Annotated in this window: 15 protein-coding genes; 8 read left to right on the top strand and 7 right to left on the bottom strand. The window is 62.6% G+C overall.

Annotated features, from left to right (window positions below; all coding sequences use genetic code 11):
• The 3 genes from OXG98_01325 to OXG98_01315 form a co-directional block, all read right to left on the bottom strand.
• On the bottom strand, positions 1 to 594 hold the full coding sequence (locus OXG98_01325; GenBank protein ID MCY3770654.1) for a Maf family protein: 594 nt from the start codon (positions 592 to 594) through the stop codon (positions 1 to 3).
• Positions 591 to 1,034, bottom strand: coding sequence for a D-aminoacyl-tRNA deacylase (gene dtd, locus OXG98_01320; protein ID MCY3770653.1), 444 nt, complete (start codon positions 1,032 to 1,034; stop codon positions 591 to 593). The genes OXG98_01325 and dtd overlap by 4 nt, the downstream gene beginning before the upstream one ends.
• Before the next feature lie 125 nt (positions 1,035 to 1,159).
• A complete protein-coding gene (locus OXG98_01315; GenBank protein ID MCY3770652.1) occupies positions 1,160 to 2,503 on the bottom strand; it encodes an MATE family efflux transporter in 1,344 nt (447 codons plus the stop codon).
• Positions 2,504 to 2,835: 332 nt separating this feature from the next.
• Here OXG98_01315 and OXG98_01310 point away from each other — a divergent pair, with 332 nt between their 5' ends.
• The 7 genes from OXG98_01310 to OXG98_01280 all read left to right on the top strand — a co-directional run bounded on the left by OXG98_01310 (position 2,836) and on the right by OXG98_01280 (position 17,342).
• Positions 2,836 to 4,083 carry an adenosylhomocysteinase gene (locus OXG98_01310; GenBank protein MCY3770651.1) on the top strand — a complete coding sequence of 416 codons (1,248 nt, stop codon included), beginning with the start codon at positions 2,836 to 2,838 and terminating at the stop codon, positions 4,081 to 4,083.
• Positions 4,084 to 4,198: 115 nt separating this feature from the next.
• Complete coding sequence (locus tag OXG98_01305) at positions 4,199 to 5,665, top strand: aminotransferase class V-fold PLP-dependent enzyme (GenBank protein ID MCY3770650.1); 1,467 nt, start codon at positions 4,199 to 4,201, stop codon at positions 5,663 to 5,665.
• Between the two features lie 74 nt (positions 5,666 to 5,739).
• Positions 5,740 to 6,624 carry a cache domain-containing protein gene (locus OXG98_01300; protein ID MCY3770649.1) on the top strand — a complete coding sequence of 295 codons (885 nt, stop codon included), beginning with the start codon at positions 5,740 to 5,742 and terminating at the stop codon, positions 6,622 to 6,624.
• 24 nt (positions 6,625 to 6,648) lie between these two features.
• On the top strand, positions 6,649 to 7,470 hold the full coding sequence (locus OXG98_01295; protein MCY3770648.1) for a phytanoyl-CoA dioxygenase family protein: 822 nt from the start codon (positions 6,649 to 6,651) through the stop codon (positions 7,468 to 7,470).
• Positions 7,471 to 7,589: 119 nt separating this feature from the next.
• Positions 7,590 to 11,936 (top strand): cache domain-containing protein, encoded by a 4,347-nt coding sequence (locus OXG98_01290; GenBank protein ID MCY3770647.1) that lies wholly within the window; start codon positions 7,590 to 7,592, stop codon positions 11,934 to 11,936.
• Positions 11,937 to 12,034: 98 nt separating this feature from the next.
• The gene (locus OXG98_01285) at positions 12,035 to 14,725 is read left to right on the top strand and encodes an Ig-like domain-containing protein (protein ID MCY3770646.1); all 2,691 of its coding nucleotides are present in this window, start codon (positions 12,035 to 12,037) and stop codon (positions 14,723 to 14,725) included.
• 79 nt (positions 14,726 to 14,804) lie between these two features.
• The gene (locus tag OXG98_01280) at positions 14,805 to 17,342 is read left to right on the top strand and encodes a CehA/McbA family metallohydrolase (protein ID MCY3770645.1); all 2,538 of its coding nucleotides are present in this window, start codon (positions 14,805 to 14,807) and stop codon (positions 17,340 to 17,342) included.
• Positions 17,343 to 17,424: 82 nt separating this feature from the next.
• On the opposite strand, the gene OXG98_01275 is transcribed toward OXG98_01280, so the two are convergent.
• Both OXG98_01275 and OXG98_01270 read right to left on the bottom strand, forming a co-directional pair.
• Positions 17,425 to 18,327 carry a P1 family peptidase gene (locus tag OXG98_01275; protein MCY3770644.1) on the bottom strand — a complete coding sequence of 301 codons (903 nt, stop codon included), beginning with the start codon at positions 18,325 to 18,327 and terminating at the stop codon, positions 17,425 to 17,427.
• A 162-nt stretch (positions 18,328 to 18,489) separates the two neighbouring features.
• Positions 18,490 to 18,696 (bottom strand): cold shock domain-containing protein, encoded by a 207-nt coding sequence (locus OXG98_01270; protein ID MCY3770643.1) that lies wholly within the window; start codon positions 18,694 to 18,696, stop codon positions 18,490 to 18,492.
• A gap of 351 nt (positions 18,697 to 19,047) precedes the next feature.
• Between OXG98_01270 and OXG98_01265 the strand changes: the two genes are divergently transcribed.
• On the top strand, positions 19,048 to 20,469 hold the full coding sequence (locus tag OXG98_01265) for an aminotransferase class V-fold PLP-dependent enzyme (GenBank protein MCY3770642.1): 1,422 nt from the start codon (positions 19,048 to 19,050) through the stop codon (positions 20,467 to 20,469).
• A gap of 9 nt (positions 20,470 to 20,478) precedes the next feature.
• Here OXG98_01265 and OXG98_01260 read toward each other — a convergent pair whose 3' ends face one another.
• Together OXG98_01260 and OXG98_01255 are read right to left on the bottom strand one after the other, a co-directional pair.
• The gene (locus tag OXG98_01260; protein ID MCY3770641.1) at positions 20,479 to 21,306 is read right to left on the bottom strand and encodes an SDR family oxidoreductase; all 828 of its coding nucleotides are present in this window, start codon (positions 21,304 to 21,306) and stop codon (positions 20,479 to 20,481) included.
• Positions 21,307 to 21,312: 6 nt separating this feature from the next.
• Positions 21,313 to 22,419, bottom strand: a complete 1,107-nt coding sequence (locus tag OXG98_01255) for a Gfo/Idh/MocA family oxidoreductase (GenBank protein MCY3770640.1) — start codon at positions 22,417 to 22,419, stop codon at positions 21,313 to 21,315.
• Positions 22,420 to 22,486: the final 67 nt, after the last annotated feature.

The raw sequence follows: 22,486 nt of genomic DNA, 5'->3' as shown, positions 1-22,486 counted from the left end.
TCAGTTTCGGACCACCGCGTCGGCTTCAAAGGTCCTGAGCGATTCCAGCAGCCGGGCGAGGGGAAGGCCGATCACGTTGTAGAAGCAACCCTCGACACGGGTGATCAGGCCGGCTCCCAGGGCATGGGCGCCATAGGACCCCGCCTTGTCAAGGGGCTCGCCCGTGTCCACGTACGCCCGGATTTCATCGGCGCTGAAACTGCGCATGTAGACCGTCGTCCATTCGTGGACCGTCACCGCCCGATTCGTTCCGGCCTCCAGCAGGGCGAAGGCCGTAAGCACCCGATGAGTGCGACCGGTCAGCCTTCTCAGCATGGCGCAGGCGTCATCCGCGTCTCGTGGTTTTCCGAGTATCTGGCCTTCGAAGAGGACCACCGTGTCGGCTCCCAAAACCAGGCTGCCCGGGGCATCGATCCTTCCTGCCGCACTGCGCGCCTTGTCCAGGGCCAGCCGTTCGGCCGTACCGGCCGGATCGGCTTCAAACGAATACCGGGACTCATCGACATCGGGAGCTACGACTTCGAAGGGTATTCCAATCTGACCAAGCAGGGCCGACCGGCGCGGCGAAGTGGAGGCCAGGACGATACGCTTCATCGGCGGGACTCTACGGTAAGCGTCACGGGACCGTCGTTGACCAGGGATACTTCCATGAAGGCGCCGAACCGGCCGGTGGCGACCCGTATTCCCTTTTCTCTGAGGCGCTCGACCGCCAGCTCGTACAGGGGTTCGGCGAGGTCCGGCGGAGCCGCGCCTTCGAAACTGGGCCTGCGGCCCTTGCGGGTATCGCCGAAAAGCGTGAACTGGGATATCATCAACACCTCACCCCCCACATCCATCAGGGACCGGTTCATCTTTCCGTTCTCGTCGCCGAAGATCCGCAGGCCCGCGCACTTGTCGACGACATATTCCACGTCCCGCCGCGTATCTTCCTTCGCAATCCCGAGGAGCAGGACGAGACCCGGACCGATTTCACCGGTTGCCGCGCCGTCAATCGCGACCGAAGCGCTCGAGACGCGCTGCAGCACTACCCGCATTGATTCATACTCCTGGATTGATTAACGCTGAAACTCGCAACCTTACGATGACATGCAATCAGGATTGTACATGGTAGTCGCCGACTTACCCGCTGTCAAACCGGATAAGGCGGAAATCCCGCATCCTAGATCGCGATCCGTTTCCAGCGTCCCCTCCGGAACAGGAAGTACGCGATCACCAGGCGGATGCCCCAGTCCAGCGCCGTGCCGTACCATACGCCCGGCAATCCCCACCCCAGCTCGATCACCAGCACGTACATCATGCCGATCCGCAGGAAGATCGCGCCGAAGATGCTGATCAGCATGGGACTCAGCGTATCTCCGGCTCCCCGCATGGCGCCGGTGTAGATCATCAGCAGGGCCGACGTCGGCAGTTCGAGGGCGGCGATCCGCACGCAGAGCACGGCCAGACTGTATACCTCGGGCGACGGGCTGTATATGCCGACGAGCAGGCCGGGTACCGCGACGAATACGAGGCCCAGCGCGGTCATGGCGAGCAGCCCGATTCGCACGGCTTTCTTGACGGCCAGCTCGGCGATTTCGGGACGTTCCGCGCCGAGACTCTGACCGACGACGGTGGCCACGGCCATGGAAAGTCCGAATACGGGCATGAAGGATACCATTTCCACCCGGATAGTCATGAAATGCGCGGTGAGGGCGGTCGTGCCCAGGCTGGTCACGATCCACATGAACGAGAAATAGGCGCTCTGCATGACCGTCTGTTCTCCGAGATTCGGCACGGCGATCCGTATGATGGTCCGCAGGTGACCCGATCTGATATTCCCCAGGTCGCTGCCGCACAGCCTGAATTTCGCGTGGCGGCGAAACAGTCTGTGCACAAGAAGGGATGCGCCCAGGACATAGGCCGTTCCGGTAGCGAGGGCCGCCCCCGTTATGCCCAGTTCCGGGAAGGGTCCGATTCCGAAGATCAGCACCCAGTCGGCGAAGATGTTGTAGACGTTCATGATGCCCGTGATCCACATGGGCGTCTTGGTGTCGCCGGCCGCGCGCAGAATCCCGCTGCTGGTGTAGATGAAAAGACGCAGCACGCTGAATGCGAATACGATGGGCATGTACTCCTGGGCCCGTGCGACGACATCCGGCTCCGTCCCCAGGAATACCATGAGATCCTCGCCGAACATCAGGCCCAGCGCGGCCACCATCAGACCGATGGACGTTCCGAGTATGATCCCCTGGCCGGCGGCCTCGCAGGCAGTCTTCTGGTCGCCCCGGCCCAGGTTCCTCGCCACGACGGCGCCGGTCGCCACCCCGATGCCATAGAACACGAACACCACGGTAAAGAGGATCATGGAGCTCTGGCCAACGGCGGCGAAGGCCAGCGTACCCAGGGATCCGATGAAGATGCTGTCGACGATATAGACCGACGTGTGCATCAGGTTTTCGAGGATGGCAGGCCAGGCAAGACCGAGGATGGTGCGGTTGAGATGTTTTCGGGAGAGGTCGAGCATGGAGCGTCCGAACGATCGGAGGATTCGAAGAGCGGTCAGTGTAAGACCCGAAAAACCGGTCACTTACCGGGAATAGAAATCTCACCATGTTAGTTGTTGAAGTCCCTGGATGTCAAGGGCATATGGGGTCTCCGCGGAAGCGTGCACGTCTTTGTCTTTCAACGTAACTGAGGCAGTTGTACGACTTGTGCATTACCCTTGACGCGTTACACATCGAAAGCCATAATGACAGTTAGCCATCCCGCAACGGCTGCATCGTGTGGACGGGATCCGTCATGGTGTTCAGCCGGAGATTGCCGAAGCAACTCGTCGCCGACCTACATAGTCAAGCCATGGAATCTGACATCCGGGATCCCGATCTCGCCGAATCCGGCGCGGCACGCATGGCATGGGATGCCCGCCAGATGCCGGTATTGCGTTCGATAAAAGACCGGTTCGCTCGAGAACAGCCCTTTCGCAACCTGCGTGTCGGCGTGTGTCTGCACATTTCGACCAAGACGGCCAACCTGGTTGCGGCGATCAAATCGGGCGGGGCGGCGCCCATCGTCTGCGCTTCCAATCCCCTCAGCACGCAGGACGACGTGGCCGCCAGCCTGGTCGTGCATCACGGGATTCCCGTGTTCGCGAAAAGAGGGGAAGACTCCGGCACCTTCAGCCGGCACCTGCACGCCGTGCTGAATGCGCAGCCGGATATCCTGCTGGACGACGGGGCCGACCTGGTTACCACCGCGCATCGCGATCACCGAGAGCAACTGGATCGAATCATCGGCGGAACGGAAGAGACGACCACGGGAGTAAACCGGCTCAGAAGCATGGTCCGACACGGCGACCTGACCTTTCCGGTCATCGCGGTCAACGATTCGAAGACCAAGCACCTCTTCGACAACCGGTTCGGCACGGGGCAAAGCGCGCTCGACGGCATCCTCCGGGCTACCAACACGCTGATAGCTGGCAAAACCGTGGTGGTGTGCGGCTACGGCTGGTGTGGCCGAGGCGTGGCGTCCCGGGCGAGGGGCCTGGGCGGTCAGGTCATCGTAACGGAAGTGGACCCCGTCGCGGCCCTGGAAGCCGCCATGGAAGGATTCCGGGTACTGCCCATGGCCGAGGCGACCGCGCTCGGAGACCTTTTCATCACAGTGACCGGAAACCGCGGGGTCATACGCCGCGATCATCTGGAAAGCATGAAAGACGGCGCCATGCTGGCCAACGCCGGCCACTTCGACGTGGAAATCGACATGCGTGCCCTGGACGCCCTCGCGGTCGAGAGAAGATCCCTGCGGCCCTGCGTGGAGGAGTATGCCCTGGCGCCCGGCCGCAGGCTGTATCTCATCGGTGAGGGCCGGCTGGTCAACCTGGTCGCCGGCGAGGGGCATCCCGCCGCGGTCATGGACCTTTCCTTCGCCAACCAGGCCCTGGCCGTGGAGCACCTGGCAGCCAGCCACGAGGGAATGAAACCCGGAGTACACACGCTGCCGGACGAAATCGACCGGGAGATCGCCGGCCTCAAGCTCGAAAGCATGGGCATGACCATTGACGAGTTGTCGCCGGAGCAGAGGGATTACCTGGATTCGTGGCACTGAGCCGTAGCGGGATCGAGTGATCGCACTCCCGGAGCTACGCGGCCGGCTTCAGCCGTCGCGAAGCGAAAACGAAAAACGTCCGTAAGACTGACGTGAAAATAAGGAGAGACTAAGAGTGTCGCGGGAGAAACGGGAAAAGCAGAACGACAGATCGGATGCGGAGGCGCTCAACGGCCTTCAGATGCCCCCGGACGTCATGCTCGAGCTCGCGAACAGGACGGCGGAACTCATCGTAGAACGTATCAGGAATCTTCCGGAGCAACACGCTTGGGACGGCGAGTTCAAGAAGGAACTGGAAGATCAGCTCATGGAGGATCCGCCCGAACGCGGCAGTCCCGCGCTGGAGGTCCTGGCAAGGGCGGCGAAGGACATACTCCCCCTGGGAGCCCGCCTTGATCACCCCCGATCCTTCGCGTTCATCCCTTCGGCGCCGACGTGGCCCGGAGTATTGGCTGACTTCATGGTCTCCGCATACCAGGTCAACCAGTGTACCTGGCTCACATCCAGTGGGGCAAGCCAGATGGAACTGGTCGTCATGGACTGGATCCGACGCTGGCTGGGGTATCCGGATACCGCCGGAGGCCTGATGACTTCCGGAGGCTCCGCGGCCAGCCTGGAAGCCCTGGTCGCGGCACGGGAGTCTGCAGGCACTCCCGAACGCGCCACGGTCTATACGAGCGACCAGAGCCATAGCGCACTGGTCCGGGCAGCCCGGATCATGGGCATACGATCCGAAAACGTGCGTTTGATACCTACCGACGCGCTCTTCCGGATGGATCCGGAGGCGTTGAGGCGTACGGTGGCGAAGGACCGGGCCGTGGGATTCAATCCGGTGGCGATCTGCGCCAACGCCGGGGCGGCCAGTACGGGCGCGATCGATCCGCTCGAAACGATGGCGGATTTCTGCGAGGCGGAGGGCATCTGGCTTCACGTCGATGCCGCCTATGGCGGTTTTACGGTAATCACCGGACAGGGAAAGGACCTCCTGCGCGGCATAGAACGCGCGGACTCCATCGGTCTGGACGCGCACAAGTTGTTCTTTCAACCCTACGAAGCCGGCTGCCTGATGGTGAAGGACTTAGGCCACCTCGAGCGCGCATTCGCCGTAAGACACGATATCCTCCAGGACACGGTATGGGGCGCGAATCATCCCAACTTCTCGGACCGGGGACTGCAACTGAGCCGGTCGGTACGGGCCCTGAAAATCTGGGTGTCCGTGAAGACCTTTGGAATGGCTGCATTCCGAAACGCCGTATCCAAAGGCATGGAACTGGCCGGGCGGGCTGAGGAGCATATCCGGAACAGCGGGACCATGGAACTGTTGTTGCCGTCTTCGCTAGGTATTGTATGCTTCCGCGTGAATCCCGACAATGGAGACCTCGATGAGGAAGCGCTCGAGAAGATCAACCGGAAAGTGCTCGTCCGCGTCTTCTGGGAGGACCGCGCCCTCATGTCATCGACCCTGTTGGCGGGCAAGTTTACACTCAGGCTCTGTATTGTCAACCATACCACGACCTGGGACGATGTGCGCGAAACCCTGGAAGCCATCGAACGTTTCGGAAACGAGGCGTTATCCGAGTAATCCACCGGGGAGACGCAAATCATGACTTCCTCTACTGTTTCCAGATCGATGGCCTCTATGCTGGTTTGGGGGTAATGACAGGACTCTTTGGTTTACTTCTAGAGGGTTTACTGCTCGAGGCGAAGCCCGTTCGTGCCCAGGGCGCGCCAATTACGGCGAACGAAGTGGTGGATCGGGAAACGCTCAAGACCTTCGTGGAAAGCGCGAAAGCCCATATCGAAATGATATTCGCGGAAGATAGCGCGCTGGCGCCGTTTCTGGACAGCACCAGGATGGAGGGAGACTGGAAGCACGAGAACGTGTTTCTCATGCTCCTGAGCCTGGACGGCACTGTGTTGTTTCACGCGGACGACGAGTCCGCGGCAGGCAAGAACCTGTTCAATCTCCGGGACGGTCGCGGAGACGAAGTGGTCAGGGCGCTCATCGAGGCGGGGTTGATGGACGGCGGACACGTCGAATACCATTGGGACGATCCCGATGACGACGAGGACGATCCCGTAAAGGTGGCTTATGCCACGAGTTTTTTCGGCAAGACCTACAACAACAGGGTCGTGCTGGCCGGCGGGTTCTATCAGGACGTATCCTGTGTCGTGCCTCCCATGGTCGATGCGTCGCTCATAGCGGAGCCCGAGGTGACCGCGGCCGACGTGATGGACCGCGAATCCCTCAAGGCCTTTGTCATCGGCGCAGCCAGAGGCTACGCTGCCGCACTGCGAGAACATGGGACCCCTCGCTACAACGATATCCTGGACGTCTTCAGGATCGCGGACGGTCCCTGGCGCCACGGAGCCATCTACCTGTTCATCCTGAACGACGATGGATACGTGATCTTTCACGGCGCCGACCGGACACTGGAAGCGCGGAACCAGTCGCACCTGGAGCTTTCCGGCATGCGGATCGACCGGCATGGCACCGCGTCCGTCCATCGAATCTGCCTGCTGGGCCGCATGCGTTTCTGACCCCTGTAAGAAAGGCGTAGAAAGATGGTACTCACCGACAAAGAAGTCACTCATTTCAGAAACCACGGTTACGTGGCAAAACCCGGATTCTTCTCGGACCGCGAGACCCGGGCCTTCCAGTCCGAGATCGACCGTCTCATGAAAGACGGCGCGTTGCGGAACGTCGCCACGGCAGGCGACGGGAAGACGGCGTCCTCCACGCAGCGGAACCTGCAACTCTGCCCGATGTACCGGCAAAGCGACCTGTTCAGGGCCCTCCCGTTCCAGCCCGACGTGGTCGCCGCCATCTCCCTGTTGATCGGGGATCCCTTTATCCTCCACCTGGATCAGGTCTTTCTCAAGCCGGGCGGCGACGGCATGGGCACCCACTGGCATCAGGACAACGCCTATTTCAAGATCCGCGATCCGCTCAAGGGAACGGCCGTCTGGATCGCCGTGCACGACGCCACGGTCGAAAACGGCACCATGCAGGTGATTCCCGGCAGCTACAGAACGCCCTACGAACACAGCCGGGACCCCTACAGCGACCACCACATCCGCTGCTATCCCCCGGAGGAGCAGGCGGATACCATCGAACTGAAGGCGGGCGGCGCCCTGTTCTTCTGCTACGGCACCGCGCACTGCACCGGCCACAACCGAACGAAAAACTCCCGCGCCGGCATCGCCTTCCACTTTCTCCGCGCGGACTTCGCGCCCGATCGGCTCATCGAGGACGACCGGGATTACCGGCCCTATGTCACCGGACCGCGGGCGACGGGTGGGGTGGCGGAGTACGGCGTTCGCGTGGACGGCACGTGGGAATCCGAAGTGGAGAAGGCGCTGGAACGCAGCCACGCCGCGGCATAGCATCCGCCTCGCCGTATCCGGGCCTCGCCGTATCCGGGTCTCTGTTTTGCGAAAGGGTTGCTTCCGTCTGTACGGGCTGATATCGCGAAATGCATATTAAACCAGACAGGAGAGATTCGATGTCTTCCATAGCTGCTCACGTTTCGAGGCGATCAGTCCTGGTCTTCGGGCTGCTTGTCGGTCTGGCCGGCCTGTTCGTTCACGCTAAGCCAGCCCTGGCCCAGGGCGCGACGATTACGGCCAGCCAGGTAACGGACCGCGAGACGTTGAAGGCCTTCGTCGTCTCGGTGGCGGATTCCCTGGAACGAATCGACGACCTCAACGACGTGCCCGGAATGCAAAGATCCCTGCGGAACGAAGGCGACTGGAAACAGGGCGACCTGTACCTGGTGATTCTCAGTCTCGAGGGCGTGGTGATCGAGCATGGGGGGGATCCCTATATCGTCGAAACCGATATCAGTGGGCTGGAAGACGACACCGGCAAGAAAGTCGTGCAGGAAATCATTGCGGTGGACGCCGACGGCTCGTTCATAGAATACACCTGGGATGATCTCAGGGATCCGGACGACGCACCCGACCGCGTGGCCTTCGCGATCCGGTATACCTCCGGGTTCGGCGTGGGCGATTACATCCTGGCGGGCGGTTTCCACATGAGTATCAACGATCCGGAAGAGCGCACGCTTCCCGATCCGCCCGCGGTGCGCGCCGCGGACGTGGTGGACCGGGAAACGCTCAAGGCTTTCGTGAAAGGCTCGATCCAGTGGTACCTCGACGCCGTTGAGGAGCACGATGCGGACGCCGGGGCGATCACGATCGCCTTGAGAGAAGAGGGCGGACCGTTCAGAGAAGGCGCGATCTACCTCTTCATCGTCACCACGGAAGGATACGTGTTCTTCCACGGCGCGGACAAGACGCAGGAAGGCGAGATCCGGATTGATCTCGAAGACCTCAACGGCGTCCGATTCATCGAGGAACTCATCGAGACCGCGGCGACGGGCGGCGGTTTCGTCGAGTACCACTTCGACGACCCGTCGATCACGGGCGATGAAGAACTCGGTTCGCTCAAGGTGAGCTACGCCGAATTGATGGAAGTCGCGCGGTACCCGGGGCAGCATTTCGTCGTAGGCGCCGGTTTCTACCGCAGGCCCGTGGATAACGTGCCGGAGATCACCCTGGCGGTGAATCGCGCGGCCATATCCGAAGGCGGCGACGTCCAGGAGGTGGTGGTAACGGCCGCGCTGCGCGAGGATCCGGTACCGGTGGCGACAATCATCGACCTTTCCCTGGCGGGTACGGCCACGTCCGATGATTACGATCTGGAAGGAACGCTTGAGATCATCATTCCCCGGCACGCCGACTCGGCTTCCACGACACTGACTTTCAAGGCATTCGACGACGGAACGGCGGAAGGCGTCGAGACCATCGTGATCCGAGCCGGTTATGAAGGCAACGACCTGACGTCCGCCACCATCGCGTTGACAGACACGAAAAACGTCGTAACGGCGGCCGACGTGGTGGATCGTGAGACGCTTCGATCCTTCGTAGCTGGTTTCAGGGATTACCTAGATACCATAGACACCGCGGAGGAAGCCGTCAGACTCGGGACGGATATCCGGTCGGCGGGAATCTGGAGAATGCCCGGCAAGATGTATTTCGTCTTGTTCCAACCCGACGGCACGGTGTTCCTGCACGCGGACGACCCGACCCGGGACGGTATCGACGCGAGCAACCTGGAAGACGACAACGGGGTATTGGTCGTCCGGATGATCCTGGAAACGGCGGCGGCCGGCGGCGGTTACGTCGATTATACGTGGGACGACCCAGAAGTGGAAGGCGTCGATCCGTTCCAGATCGCCTCGACGTCTCCTCCAGCCCGGGTGGCCTACGCGATCCCCTATACGCTTGCGCAGACCGGCCAGACCTGGGTGGTGGCGGCCGGTTTCAATCAGCACGTAACGAACGACGAAGAATTGGAATTGCCGGACCCGCCCGGGGTATGGGCGCGGGACGTGACGAACCGGGAAACGCTGAAGGCTTTCGTGCAGGGCGCGGCAAACTGGTCGAAGGAGGCTTTTGCGCGGGCGGGCTCCGGTCCGGAAGCGCTGCCGGCGCAGATAGATCGGGCGCTCAGAGAAGAAGGCGGCCCCTGGAAGCAGGGGGCTGTTTACCTGTTTGTCTTTCGGGACGACGGCGTGTTGGTGTTTCACGGCGCCAATCCATCGCTGGAAACCATGAACCTCTATGATCACCAGGACCTCAACGGGGTCTTTTACACCCGTGAAATCATCGAGGCCGCGCAGGCCGGAGGCGGTTTCGTCGAGTATCACTTCGACAATCCGGACGTGGACGGAGACGAAGAATCCGGCTCGCCGAAGGTGAGTTACGCGGAAATCATGACCTACGACGGGACGGCATTCATCATCGGATCGGGGTTGTATGTCGACTTGGACGAACACGCGCCCGACATCACGCTTACCGTGAGTCCGGCTGCCGTGTCGGAGGACGCCGGCGCGCAGTCCGTGACCGTGACGGCGACGCGGACCGGCATGGCCATACCGGTCGCGACCGTGATCCCGCTTTCGCTTTCCGGCACGGCTACCGGCGACGACTACAGTGTGAGCGGAAACTTTAGCATCTCGATTCCCGGCGGACAGACGGAGGGATTGACGCAGCTTACCGTCACGCCCGTCGGTGACGACGTATATGAACCAGGGGGCGAAACGATCGTCTTCACGGCGCGTTTCAATGGCCGGGACCTCGGCGCCGCGACGCTCAGGATAAGCGATGCCTTCGATGCTCCGGCGGTTGTCGGCGCATCACCGTCGGTAACGCTGGAAGCGGGGCGCTCCGAGACGATCGACGCGGGCGCGCTCTTCAGCGGCGCCGCGCTGGCCTATTCGGCGAGTTCGTCGGACAACGGCGTGGCCTTAGCGGTCCTCTCCGGCGCCACGTTGAGCGTAACGGGCGTGCGCAAAGGATCGGCCGCGGTGACCCTCTCCGCCAGGAACGCGGCCGGAGAGGCCAGCCTCGTCGTCGGCGTAACCGTCACGGCCGTCCTGGCGGAACGCGAGACCTATACCGATATCTTAGCCGCCATGGGCCGCGGCATGCTCTCGAGCGCTTCCGCCACCATCGGCGGACGTTTCGCCGGCAGCGGCGATCAGGGCGTGGTCGTGGGCGGACGCAGGATCGACGGTCCCGCGGCCGCCGTGTCGGCGCTGGCCGGCGCGACCGGACACTGGAGACGGGAATCGTCCAGGGAATTGGCGCTGATGGACGATGGTCGGCGCCGGAACGGCGTTCGCGGCAATGACCTGCTCAGGACCAGCGCCTTCTCCTACGCCTTCGACGACCAGACCGCCGGCGGCGGTCTTCGATGGGGCGTATGGGGGGCCGGCGACTGGCAGCGTTTCGAGGGCGAACCCGCGGCCGGCGCCTTCTACGACGGCAACACGAGGACGGCCTATCTCGGCGTGGACCTGGCCGCGCGGCGGCGCTGGATGGCCGGCATCGCCCTCTCCTACGCCATGGGGCGGTCCGATTACGACGTCGCCGTGGCCAGCGGTAGCCTGGAGGCCAGCCTCGCCAGCGTACTGCCCTACGCGCGTTGGTCCGAGGAGGGATGCTGCACCGAAGTGTGGTCGATCCTGGGTCTCGGTTCCGGCAACGTCGACAACGGTACGGACGCCAGCGATCTGGGCATGCGCATGGGCATGGTGGGGCTGCGTTCCCGGCTGGCCTCCTCGGGAAGCATGGGGATCGACTTGGTGGGGGACGCGGGACTGCTGCGCGTTTCCACCTCCGACGACGGATCGGCCGCGTTGCGCGGCATCGCCGCCAGCGTGCGGCGTATACGTATCGGATTGGAAGGTTCGCGATCGGCGGCCCTGGGCGGCGGCGTCACGGCAACCCCCTATGCCCAGGTGGCCGGACGCTATGACGGCGGCGACGGACGAACCGGACAGGGCCTTGAGGTCTCGGGCGGCCTGCGGCTGGCCGGAAACCGGGTCGGCGTGAACGCGCGGGGCAGGTTCCTGGCCGTCCATACCGAGCAGAATTACAGCGAGCACGGGTTCTCCATGGTTGCCTACCTGAATCCGGATGCGGACGGGCAGGGCCTTTCGATGTCCGTGGCCCCGCGCGCGGGCGTCGGCACCGGCGACTCCGGCATGATATGGCGCGACCGGCCCCTTGCCGGATCTGCCATGGGCGGAGGCGGAGATGCCCGTTCCCTTCGGGCCGAGGTGGGGTATGGCCTGACTTCTCCCACCGGCCTGCTGTTCACCTCTTTTGGCGAAATGTATCTCTACGGCGATGAACGGCGCCAGGTGCGGATCGGAACCCGCGTCGGCGGCCAGGGCCGGAGCCCGCGTTCCGGATCCCTGGAGCTTTCGGGCGCGCGCGTCGATCGCCGGGGCGGATCTGTCCATCACCGCATAGGTCTCATCGGACGCATGAGCTTCTGATGTCCTGCCGGACGCGGGAGACTTCTCCGACGAAGAGGCATTGGTCTCACGGCGAACGCGACACCTGTCGCAGTCCGTCTCATCAGGAGGTGCGTTACATGTGTTTCCAACGCCGGTCCAATCATGAATCGGTTTCATCTGGCGGTAGATTACGAACACCGCGGGCGACTTCCCTGAAAACTCGAATCCCCGTCTTTTTCCTGCTCGCCCTGTTTGCAGCGGTTTCATGCGGGAAGGACGGCCCCACCCGTCCGACCGGTCCGGCTAAAGTCGTCGTAACTCCGAGCGCCGTTACCATGACGGCGATCAATCAGTCCGTGCAGCTTACGGCGCAGGTGCAGGACGAGAACGGCAACGTGTTGACGGGCCACGAGGTGGTCTGGTCGAGCCGGAATCCGTCGGTAGCCTCCGTAAGCGACGGAGGGCTCGTCACCGCCTATGGTAACGGTACGGCCGACATCGCGGCCACCGCGGGACAGAAGCAGACGGTTGCTTCGGTTACCGTGTCCCAGTCGGCAGCGACGATCACCGTCGAACCGGCGTCTGTGTCGCTGACTGCGGCCGGCGAGACCGCCGGACTGAATGCCACGGTCCTGGACGAAAACGGCCAGATCGTCGAAGACGCGCCGGTGAAATGGGTAACTGCCGATGAAACAGTGGCGACGGTAAACGACGCGGGAACGGTCACCGCCGTGAGCAGCGGCAGCACGGTCGTCATGGCCACGTCCGGCGAGGTTTCGGCCAGCGTGCCCGTAACCGTGGCCATCGTGATCAGCGATCGCACCACGCTGGTTGATTTCTACCACGCATTGAAGGGTCCCGACTGGAGTGACAAAGAACACTGGCTGAATGAAGAGGTGCCCCTGAGCGAGTGGCACGGCGTAACTACCGACGCGAACGGCAGAGTGATCCGGCTGGAGTTGAGAAGGAACGGCCTGTCGGGCAGGTTGCCTGCAAGCCTCGTCGATCTCGCCCTGCTGAGGGAACTGGACCTGGCATTCAACCAGGTATCCGGCGGCATCCCGGTCGAATTTGCCCAGCTCGCGGAACTGAGGATCCTTGATCTCGGCTGGAACGGAATCTCGGGGCCCGTTCCCGCCGAACTTGCCCTGCTGCCCAACCTGGAAGTACTGGACCTCGAAAACAACAATCTGTCGGGTCCGGTCCCCCCGGCGCTGGGGCGGATAACCGGCCTGAAGCGAATGGACCTTGGCAGGAATCGCCTGACCGGTACCGTCCCTGCGGAATTGGGTCAACTCGCCAATCTCGAGTCGCTTGCTTTGGACAGCAACGAACTACTCGGACCCATACCCGCCGAACTGGGACTACTGCAGAACCTGGAAGTACTGTACCTCTACAGGAACAAACTGAGCGGTACGATCCCGCCGGAACTGGGTGATCTGGCCAATCTGAAGAGCGTGATATTCTGGAAGAACGAACTGTCCGGCACCATTCCGATTGAATTAAGTCACCTGACCCGCCTGGAACGTCTGGACCTCGATGAAAACAGATTGTCGGGACCGATCCCCGTGGAGCTGGGACAGCTGACGAATCTCGAGCTGCTGTTCCTCAACAGCAATGGTCTCTCCGGCGAAATCCCCGCCGTCCTGGGCGAACTTTCCCGGTTGCGTCTGCTGAGCCTCTATGGAAACAAACTTTCGGGACCGTTGCCGGTCGAACTGAGCAGACTGGACAATCTCGAATACCTGTTGCTGCACAACAACCGGATTTCCGGACCTGTCCCGTCCGAGTTGGGACGGCTCGAGGATCTCGAAGGGCTGTACCTGTTCAACAACGAACTGTCCGGACCCCTTCCATCCGAGTTGGGACGGCTTGACGACCTCGAAGGCATGTATCTCCATGGAAACCAGTTCACCGGGGAAGTACCCGGGTCTTTTGCAGGCCTTACAGACCTTTTGACGTTCTTCTTCTATGACAATGACGGTCTGTGTCTACCGGGCGCGCCGGCGCTGCTTACCTGGTTCGAGGCCCTTGACAACCCTGAGGGTCCACGCTGCGACGAAGCCGGCTTTTCGGAGGGACTGTTCATGGTTGGCGACGGAACCGACCGGCTGTACAGGTTGAATCCGAATACGGGAGAAGCCAAACCCGTGGGAGACGCCGTGCGATTCGACGCCGGCGAGTACGAGCCCCACGGTCTGACCGCGCATCATGGCATGTTGTACATGACGGGCGGATGGAACGCGGCGCTGTACACGCTGGACCCGGAAACCGGCGCGGCCGTTCAGGTCGGCGACGCGGTGGAATTCGGGATCGCCGAATCCCAGCCAACGGGACTGGCGTCCCACGACGGAACGCTGTACATGGCCGGTAGGGCGAATGCCAGGCTCTACTCGCTCAATACCGTGACGGGAGAAGCGACGCCGGTCGGCAACGCCGACCGGTTCGGTGTCGATGAACGCCACCCCTTCGGCCTGGCTTCCCACGAAGGAAGCCTGTACATGGTCGGGTACGGTTCAGGGAAACTTTACGTATTGAATCCTTCCACGGGGACGGCGACGCCTGTCGGCGAGGCATCCGATTTCGGCGTGGGAGAAGATCTGCCGACCGGACTGACTTCACACCGAGGCGCGTTGTACATGGCCGGCGGGTGGACGGCGAAACTGTACGCGGTGGACGCGGAGACGGGGATGGCGTCGCCCGTCGGGGACGTCGACGAGGATGTCCATCAGTTCGAGGTCTATGAAGACTCGCCGACAGGTCTGGCTTCGCTGATGCGAATCGCTCCGCGGAGGGTTGTGCCCGACCTGAATCTACCGAAACCGTAGGATGGAACTTTCCGACGCAAAACCCGGGGGAAGGCTCCTGGGCGTCAGAGGTGGACAAGGCACTGGAAGGAGGAACAACATGATCCAGAGGATTCCCGCGTCCCTGCGCCTGGTCCTGGCCGCATGCCTCATCGCGGCGGCCGGAAGCACGGCAGCCCAGCAGCCTCCTCCCACGGCCTACCAGGCCGCCCGTACCGGCGGCAACTACATGCACAACTTCTATTTGCCGCCGCCCTCCACGACCACGCCGCGCCGGCCGGCATGGTCCCCCGACGGCGAGACGCTGGCCTTCGCCCTGCACGGGTCCATCTGGCAGATACGGTTGGACGAATACTCGGCCCGCGAGCTCACGGACAACGAAACCTACGACTCCTCTCCGGCCTGGTCGCCCGACGGCGCATGGATCGCCTACACGGCGGAAACCGACAACCGGACCATCGATCTCATGGTCCTGAACGTCGAAACCGGGGTATCCCGGCCGCTGAAGACGGGGGATCACCTTTATCTCGATCCCACGTGGTCGCCCGACGGTTCCAGGCTGGCCTATGTGTCCACGGAACCCAACGGCTACTTCAACATCTTCGTACAGGACATGGCGGACGGCGGCGCGGCCGGAGACCCGATTCAGCTGACCCGTGACAATGACTATGGAAAGAGCCGCCTGTACTTCGGTGCTTACGACCTCCACATCGAACCGAGCTGGTCGCCCGACGGCAGCGAATTGATGTTCGTCGGCAACCGCGGCATTCCCCTCGGATCGGGGGCGGTACGGCGGATGCCCGTCGAGCCGTTCGGTATCGACAAAGCCAGCATCGTACTCGAAGAACAGACGCTGTACCGGACCCGGCCGCACTGGTCGCCGGACGGGTCGCGTTTCGTGTACGCTTCCCATCGCGGCGGCCAGTACACGAAACTCTACCTGCTGCCCGCGGACGGGGGCCATCCCTACAAGATCACCTTCGGCGACTGGGACGATTTCTATCCCCGCTGGTCGCCGGACGGATCGAAAATCGCTTACATTACCAATGAGTACGGCCTGCCGGGTCTGCGGATCATGGAAACCGTGGGCGGCAGGCAAACCGACGTCGTGATCGAGGAAAAACGCTGGCGCGGTCCTCACGGCCGGGCGGCGGTCACCGTCCTGGACGGCGACACGGGAAAACCGGCCACGGTCCGCGTCTATGCCCGGGCATCCGACGGCAAGTCCTATGCCGCGGAAGGTGCCTACCACCGCGTCGGCCGGCTCCGCGAACACTTCTTTCACGCGCCCGGATCTTTCATCCTGGACGTCCCGGCCGGACCGCTGACCGTGGAAGCCATGAAGGGCTTCGAATACCACCCTGTCAGCAAGACGGTCGAGATCGAGGACGGGAAGACCACTGCCGTGGCCCTGACGCTGCGGCGCATGACGGACATGCGCGAGCAGGGATGGTACAGCGGCAGCACGCACGTGCATATGAACTACGCGGGGGACCTGCACAACACGTTGGAGAACCTGATGCACATGTCGGAGGCGGAGGACCAGTCCGTGGTCAATGAACTCGTGGCCAACAAGGACAACCGGATGCTGGACTACCAGTTCTTCACGGGTAAGCCTGACGCCCTTTCCACGCCGGAGCACATCCTGCACGTGGGCGAGGAATACCGTCCCGCCTTTCACGGGCACGTTTACTTCATCGACCTGTCGGACTTCCTCCTGTCGCCCTTCGCGTCCGGGTACGAGGGCACCGCGATATACAGTCTGTACCCGTCAAACACGGATATGCTGCGGCTTGCCGGCGAGCAGGGGGCTTTCAGGGCTTATGTCCACCCCTATTTCGGCGAAGCGGATCCGCTGGGCGGCGATAACCCGACGCTGGGCAGCGCCAAGGCCTTTCCCGTCGACGCGGCCCTGGGCACCGTCGAAGCCCTCGAGATCTCCGGGGCGGGGCATGCCGTCCTCAACGTGTGGCATCACCTGCTCAATAACGACATCAACATCGTTCTGACCGGCGGGGAGGACTCCATCAGCAGCATGTACCGGACCGCCATCGTCGGCCAGGTGCGGTCCTACGTCTACCTCGGCGACGAACCCCTGTCCTGGGGCGCCTGGCTGTCGGCGCTGCGGGCCGGACGGACGTTCGCCACCAATGGGCCCCTTCTCGATTTTACCATCGACGGTGCGGGTCCCGGCGAAATCATCCGACTTCCCGCAGCGGGCGGTGCAATTACGCTACGGGGAGCGGTCCGGAGCATCGTACCCCTCGACAGGGTCATGGTTTACCACAACGGCCGGATACTGAAGGAGATTCCGCTTTCCGGGGAAGGCACCGAGGCGGTTTTCGAGGAACAGATGACCGTTCGCGAAAGCGGATGGTACACCCTCCAAGCGGAGGGCAGCCCCTGGACGCACCCCATCGACGACCGCTACCCGCTGGCCACCACGCAATCCATTCGGGTTTACGTGGGAGAGGATACGATCCGCAACCGGGATTCCGCCCAATACTTCGTCCGGTGGATCGACCGGCTCATCGAAATGGCCGGGGAGCATCCGGGCTGGCGTTCTCAGGAGGAAATCGATCACGTGCTCGGCCAGTTTCGCGAAGCCCGTGCGGTCTACGAGAACCTGGCGCGCTGACCGGGCAGTATTTCGGTGTCGCCGCACGGCGCGGGCGTGCCTGCCGGCCGCCGGGTTTGGAATATCTGCCCTCGGCATTCCTTCAGGCCGATTCCCCCAGGCTGTTCAGCACGGCGTCCCATGCCAGCTCCGAGGCGATCAACCCGAAATCGGTCGTACTCTTGAGACGCCTGTTCTCCACCTCGCCCGTCGTCGCGGTAAACAGCACGTCCCCGTCCCGTGCCGTGTGAAAAGGCTGGATCGCCCGGGCCATGGACGCATGGACCTGCCTGCCGATCTGGTTCAGGTCACCCTGGGTCCACTTCTGGTTGGTCACGACAAGCGTCAGCGTGGTGTGCCTGCCCACCTGGTCGGGCCTGGACTTCGATCCCCTCGCAAGACGGGCTTCCAGCTTGTCGCAGGGATGGCGATGGTCCCGCGTTCGGACCCGGCCCTCGCGGTCGACGATATCGCCCAGGGCGTTCACCACGGTGAATACGGCGATCTTCGTCGCTCCGATTTCCCTGCAGGCCCCGCCCTGGCCCACGCCGGCCCAGCGTCCCGCGCCGCGCCGGCCATAGTAGAAACGACCCGGGGAAGCCGTTTCCGCGGCCGCGCTGCCGAGCGCTTTGTCCGGATAGACGAAATCCTTCCGGTTGAACCAGTCGAAAATGATCGCGCCGGCGACCAGGGGCAGGGGAGGGGGATTGCTCGGCGGCGCCGCAGCGGTCAGGCCGGCCCGCACGCCGGATACGGCTTCCAGGCCGTGCAACGAACCGCCCGCGAAACAAATGGCATGGTGGAACTGGTACTCGGATTCGACCACGCCGGGCATGCCGCCGCGCACGTCGACAGCCGTGACGGCGCCTCCGTCAAAAAGGAAGACCGTACATCCGGTCGGACCTTCGTCGTACTCGGCGAATCCGATACGCAGGCGGGGAAAGTCGAACTCGAGACATGATGAAGTGAAGCCGGTAACCGGAACGGGCACTTCGCTGGCGGACATGTTCCCATCTCCTTCGCGCCCGGCGTTCAGGGCGGTTGCGATCCTGGCTGCCGCGCGAATCACGCATCGAGACGGCATCGGCCAATAAACAAATAGCCCGTGAAACTGTGCTGCTCAGTCCACGGGCTATCTTGAAACGTTCTGTACAATATGAAAGTGTCTCTAACCGGACACCTTGGTTACATTCGCGGCCTGAAGACCCTTGGGTCCTTCTGTAATGTCGAAGGTGACTTCATCGCCTTCGTTCAGCGTCTTGAACCCCTGTGCGACGATCGCCGAATAGTGGACGAACACGTCGTCCCCGTCTTCGCGGGCGATGAATCCGAATCCCTTGCGTTCATTAAACCACTTTACCGTGCCACGTTCCATACCGACACTCCTACCTTCTAGGAAGAAATGGTTTCCCTGACAACCGTTTCTCAATTGCCTGAAAATAAGGAACTACTCGAAAACACGGGCAGTTCTCGGCGGTTGTGATCTGGTTGTCGGGGAGGGGGTTTAAGTGTTTTGCACCTTCGGGCAAATATACGGAGCGGGGTTGATTTGTCAAGTTATTTCTTCGCCTCGCCGGCAAAAACAGGTTGCCTGTTATCGCCTTATGGTACATATAATAAGTAACCATTCCCCCTCGCATCTCAGCTACTGCACCGGATGCAGTCAAACGGCCTGTCACCGCCGCACGCATACCCGGCGTCAGGCTGCCGAACCGGAGGTACTCCCATGTATTCCTCGCCCGACCTCAACTTCGATCCAAGGTTTGAAGATCCGAAGGAGCTGGCGGCACTCAGCCGCCGCGGTTTCCTGGGCCGCTTTCTCGGCGGCACGCTGGCCGGTACCGCCTTGCTGTCGCTGGGCGCGAAAACCGCCCGCGCCGCGGAAGACATGAACGATCTGGGCGCGGCCGCCGCGCCCGATGACGAACAGTTCTGGAAACTGGTCACCAAACAGTTCCTGATCCGCCCGGACATCGCGTACATGAACACCGGGACGCGGGGGCCGTCTCCCCGCAGCGTCCACATGGCGCAGATCGATGCGCTGAACCGCATAAACAACGACTACGTGAGTTTCAGAAGGGATTTCTGGACCGAGGAATACAGCGACGCGTTCATGGCCAAGTTCGCAGATTACGTCGGCTGCAAGCCCAACGAACTCGCCCTGGCCAACAACACGACGGACGGGATGATCACGGGCACTTTCGGTCCCGTCCTCGAACCCGGCGACGAGATCCTCTACACCAATCACGACCACGGCGCCGGGACGAATCCCGTGCTGAACCGGGCGCACCGGGACAAGTTGAAGGTAGGCGTCATCGACCTTTCCGACCCGAAGCTTCACCCGCCCAAGTCGCCGGACGACCTCCTGAAGGCCTTCGAGGCCGCCATCACGCCGAAGACCAAGCTGCTCAGCTTCTGCCACACGAACTATACGGACGGGTTGTTCATGCCGGTCAAGGAGATCTGCGAGATGGCGAGGTCGAAGGGGGTCATCACGCTGGTCGACGGCGCACAGCCGCCGGGCATGGTCAAGCTCGACATGCACGACCTGGCATGCGACATGTACGCCGGTCCGTCGCACAAGTGGATGCTGGCCTCCATGCAGTCCGGTTTCTTCTATGTGAAAGAGGACATGTTCGACCGGATCCAGCCCGTCACCTCGACCACGCCCTTCGCGGGGAAGAATATGTACGGCGAGGACCTCTCCACGAACGAGCGCTGGCTCGAACGGATGAGCTCGGCCGGCCAGTACACGCGCCGGGGTTCCAGCAGCTATCCGAAGTGGGTGGCCGTCAACGCGGCGATCGACTTCCACAACCATCTGACCCGTGAAGGGATCGAGGCCCGCATCCGCTACCTGGCCACCAGGCTGGCCAACGGCCTCCGCAATATCGACGGCGTGGAGGTGTTCGCATCCGAGGATCCACGGCTCCACGCGGGACTCGTCCCCTTCAAGGTCAGTGGCGTGCCGACCCGGGAACTCAACACGATGCTCTGGGAGAAGTACAATATCTACATCCGGAGCGTGACCCACATGCAGGTCGGCTGGGACGCCAACCGCGCCTCCATGCACATCATGGTCACGGCCGCCGAAGTGGACAAGATCCTCGGCGCCATCGAAGAGATCTCGAAATCGGCGAAGGGGTAAGGTTAAAGATCAGGACGGGCGCTCCGGATCCGGCCTGTCCGCCTTCCTGTCGGCCAGCCGCGTCCAGAGGCGTTTCATGATCCAGTCCAGCAGGCGGGGCGACAGCCAGTGGAAGAAGACGAAGAACTTCCCGTAGAAGGAAACCACGACTTCCCGGGTGCCCTTGCGGGCCACCCGGACGATCTCAACCGCCACGGATTCGGCAGAGATCGAGGGCGCGCTCATCCGGTGCCCTTTCTGTCTCATCAGGGGCGTGTCGTGGAACGTCGTATCCACCCGGGGCGGGCAGACGACGGATACGGCGATGCCGTGTTCGGCCGCTTCCATGCGGAGACTGTCCGAGAAGGCCTGCACGGCGAACTTGCTGGCACAGTAAGCGGAGATATGGGGCAGCGCCCTTTTTCCGGCGACGGATGAGACGTTGATGATCCTGCCGCCTTTCTGCCTGATCATGTAGGGCAACACCGCCTGGGTACACCAGATCAGGCCGAAGAAATTCACCTCGAAGACCCGTTTCAACTCCTCCGGATCCATATCATCCACGGGACTCAGCAGGCCGATTCCCGCATTGTTCACCAGTACGTCGATACGTCCCTGGGCTTCCGCGACCTCTTTCATCCTTTCGAACACGGCGGACCGGTCCGTCACGTCCACGGCCATGGGAACCGCCCGCCCGCCCGCTTGCTCGATGTCTCCGGCGATCCGCACCAGCCTTCCCTCGGAACGGGCCGCCAGGACGACCGTGGCGCCTTCGCGGGCAAAAGCTTCGGCCGTGGCCTGGCCGATACCGGTCGACGCGCCGGTGACCACCACTACGTTGCCGCTCATTGAAGCCATAGGCGCTTAACCTTCCTTAGTCCGGTCCCGGTCCAGCGACACCATGCGCCCCGTTTCGCTGGACTGGTAGGCGGCTTCTATGATCCGCAGCACGCGCAGGGCGTTTTCTCCATCACCGGTCGGACCGGCCAAGCCGGCCGGGGGATCCCCACGCATGGCCGAAGCGATGAACCGGCCGACGAAATCCTGGCCGTACTGGCCGCCGTAGGCGTCGGTTTCCGCAACGACGTACTTCAACTCGCGCCGTGGCGTCGAACGCCAGGTCTGCGAAGTACTCTCGACGACTACGGGCCGATCCTCCTCCGTCGGATACCAGGTGATGTTCCCCTCCAGCCCACGGAAACTCAGATAGGTGTCGTAGCTTCCCGAAAGGTACCCGGCCGGACTGATGGGCAGGAGGTACCCCGCGTGGAGCGTGGCGATCGCGCCGCTTCCCATGCGCATGATCATCCCGGCCGTGTCTTCCACGTCGATGGGCTGTCCGTTCAGCGTGTCGACCATGGCGGAGACGGCCGTCACCTCGTCCTTCGTGATATACCGGATCGCGTCAATCCAGTGACAGGCAAGCCAGCTCAGGATGCCGCCGCCGGAAACCCGCTTCTGAAACAGCCAGTGCGTGGGATCGCGAAAGCGGACCTGGGACGTGACCATCCGGCCTTCCACGGACAGCAGTTTTCCGATTGCCCCCGCTTCGATCAGCGCCCGCAGGTCGTTGACGATGGGGTTGGACCGCCAGGTGTAATAAACGCCCAGGTGGACGCCCGCGCCGCGAACCGCGTCGAGCAGGCGCTCCATGTCCCGGCTTGCCGCCGCGACGGGTTTCTCGGTCAGGACGTGCTTGCCCGCCTTCGCCGCCCGGATCACCCAGTCGGGGTTCCGGTCGTTGGTCGCCAGCGACACGACGATGGGGATATCCTCCCGCTCCATGATCTGCTCGAATGACACCCGGCCGGACTCCAGTTTGGGATGGCCTCCGCCTTTCAACCGTTCCACCGCGCTTTCGTCCTCGTCCCAGGGGACTACGGCGGCGACCTCATCCAGCAACTCGAGCGTGCGCAAATGGGGACCGGAATGGGGATGGGTAACCCCCAGGAACCCTACCTTGACCTTCATGCCATCCATCCTTCCACGCGGAAGCGCCCGATCGCGTTCATTGAAGATACAATCACATCGCTTCCCA

It is taken from the genome of Gemmatimonadota bacterium, from assembly GCA_026706345.1.
GTDB lineage: Bacteria > JAAXHH01 > JAAXHH01 > JAAXHH01 > JAAXHH01 > JAAXHH01.
This window is presented reverse-complemented; position numbering and strand designations above follow the sequence as displayed.

Coding starts and splice junctions, on each gene's coding strand:
- OXG98_01260 (MCY3770641.1), bottom strand. CDS start 21,306: ATGGCTTCAATGAGCGGCAACGTAGTGGTGGTCACCGGCGCGTCGACC.
- OXG98_01315 (MCY3770652.1), bottom strand. CDS start 2,503: ATGCTCGACCTCTCCCGAAAACATCTCAACCGCACCATCCTCGGTCTT.
- OXG98_01300 (MCY3770649.1), top strand. CDS start 5,740: ATGACAGGACTCTTTGGTTTACTTCTAGAGGGTTTACTGCTCGAGGCG.
- OXG98_01325 (MCY3770654.1), bottom strand. CDS start 594: ATGAAGCGTATCGTCCTGGCCTCCACTTCGCCGCGCCGGTCGGCCCTG.
- OXG98_01270 (MCY3770643.1), bottom strand. CDS start 18,696: ATGGAACGTGGCACGGTAAAGTGGTTTAATGAACGCAAGGGATTCGGA.
- OXG98_01310 (MCY3770651.1), top strand. CDS start 2,836: ATGGAATCTGACATCCGGGATCCCGATCTCGCCGAATCCGGCGCGGCA.
- dtd (MCY3770653.1), bottom strand. CDS start 1,034: ATGCGGGTAGTGCTGCAGCGCGTCTCGAGCGCTTCGGTCGCGATTGAC.
- OXG98_01295 (MCY3770648.1), top strand. CDS start 6,649: ATGGTACTCACCGACAAAGAAGTCACTCATTTCAGAAACCACGGTTAC.
- OXG98_01290 (MCY3770647.1), top strand. CDS start 7,590: ATGTCTTCCATAGCTGCTCACGTTTCGAGGCGATCAGTCCTGGTCTTC.
- OXG98_01285 (MCY3770646.1), top strand. CDS start 12,035: ATGTGTTTCCAACGCCGGTCCAATCATGAATCGGTTTCATCTGGCGGT.
- OXG98_01275 (MCY3770644.1), bottom strand. CDS start 18,327: ATGTCCGCCAGCGAAGTGCCCGTTCCGGTTACCGGCTTCACTTCATCA.
- OXG98_01280 (MCY3770645.1), top strand. CDS start 14,805: ATGATCCAGAGGATTCCCGCGTCCCTGCGCCTGGTCCTGGCCGCATGC.
- OXG98_01265 (MCY3770642.1), top strand. CDS start 19,048: ATGTATTCCTCGCCCGACCTCAACTTCGATCCAAGGTTTGAAGATCCG.
- OXG98_01255 (MCY3770640.1), bottom strand. CDS start 22,419: ATGAAGGTCAAGGTAGGGTTCCTGGGGGTTACCCATCCCCATTCCGGT.